This window comes from Streptomyces sp. NPDC006450 (genome assembly GCF_040612195.1).
In the GTDB taxonomy this organism is placed as follows: Bacteria; Actinomycetota; Actinomycetes; order Streptomycetales; family Streptomycetaceae; genus Streptomyces.
In genome coordinates this window covers 1-1,644 of sequence record NZ_JBEXPT010000266.1, presented here as the reverse complement: position 1 = coordinate 1,644, position 1,644 = coordinate 1, and the positions used below count along the sequence as shown (strand labels likewise).

Below are 1,644 nucleotides of genomic sequence, written 5' to 3'. Positions count from 1 at the left end.
CCCGGCCGTTCCGCGCCCGCGCCGGGGCCCCCCCGCCCGGATCGGGGAACACGTCCGCGCTCCCCCCACGAGTGCGTCACGACGTGGAGGTCCGCACCCGCCGCACACCCACGCACCACCCCGTCTCCAGTGATCCCCACTGCCAGGAAGGACACCCCATGAAAGGGACCGCAGGGACCGAAGGGACCGCGGCGGACACCGACGTCATCGTCGTCGGCGCCGGCCCCACCGGACTGATGCTCGCAGGCGATCTGCGCCTGGGCGGAGCACGCGTCGTCGTGATCGAGAAGCTGGCGGCGCCGACCGGGCAGTCCCGTGGCCTGGGCTTCACCGCCCGTGCCATGGAGGTGTTCGACGAGCGCGGGCTGCTGCCCCGGTTCGGCCAGGGCGAGACCCTCGCCACCAGCCCCGTAGGGCACTTCGGCGGGGCCCAGTTCGACTTCACCGTCCTCGAGGACGCCCACTTCGGCGCCCGCGGCATCCCGCAGGGCCAGACCGAGGCCGTACTGGAGGGCTGGGCCGCCGAACTCGGCGCGGACATCCGGCGCGGCTGGGAGTTCGTCTCGCTCGCCGACGGCTTCCTCGACGGGGACCGCGTCGAGATCACCGTCCGTACGCCCGACGGCGACGAGCAGCGGCTGCGCGCCGCGTACCTGGTGGGCGCCGACGGCGGCTCCAGCCACGTCCGCAAGGCGGCCGGCATCGAGTTCCCGGGCACCGACGCCACCCAGGGCATGTACCTCGCCGACGTCACCGGCTGCTCCCTGCGGCCGCGGTTCCTCGGCGAGCGCCTGAACAACGGCATGGTGATGGCGGCCCCGCTCGCCGAGGGCGTGGACCGGATCATCGTCTGCCCCGACGGCCGCCCGGCGCACGACCGCGAGCGGACCGTCACCTTCGAGGAGGTCGCGGAAGCCTGGCAGAGCATCACCGGCGAGGACATCTCGCACGGCGGCGCCGACTGGGTGTCCTCCTTCACCAACGCCACCCGCCAGGCCTCCGAGTACCGGCGGGGCCGGGTGTTCGTGGCCGGCGACGCGGCGCACATCCACCTGCCGGCCGGCGGCCAGGGCCTCAGCACCGGCGTGCAGGACGCGGCGAACCTCGGCTGGAAGCTGGCCGCCGTGGTCCGCGGCGACGCCCCCGAAGCGCTGCTGGACACCTACCACGCCGAGCGGTGGCCGGTCGGCCGCCGCCTGCTGGCCAACACCCGTGCCCAGGGGATCGTCTTCCTCGGCGGCGCGGAGTCGGACCCGCTGCGCGAGCTGTTCGGCGAGCTGGTCGGGTACGACGAGGTCAAGCGCCACCTGGCCGGAGCGGTCAGCCACCTCGACATCCGCTACGACCTCGGCGCAGGTGAGGACGCCCACCCGCTGGTCGGCCGCCGGATGCCGCCGCGGCTGCTGGTCGGCGCCGACGGCGAGCAGCGCACCGCGCGACTGCTGCACCCGGGCCGGGCCGTGCTGCTCGACTTCGCCGACGATGCCGGGGCGCGCCGTACGGCGGCCGGCTGGCAGGGCCGCCTCGACGTGCACACCGTGTCCGCCAAGCCGGTGGACGGCCCGGACGTACTGGCCGGCGTCCCCGCGCTGCTGGTCCGTCCCGACGGGTACGTGGCCTGGGCCGGCGAGCCCGCGCACGGGC

1 protein-coding gene is annotated in these 1,644 nt (G+C 75.2%); it reads left to right on the top strand.

Translation table 11 applies throughout. The features are described 5' to 3' along the window. Positions 1 to 158 precede the first annotated feature (158 nt). The coding region (locus ABZY57_RS32715) for an FAD-dependent monooxygenase (protein WP_356518179.1) at positions 159 to 1,644 on the top strand (1,486 nt) is incomplete at its 3' end.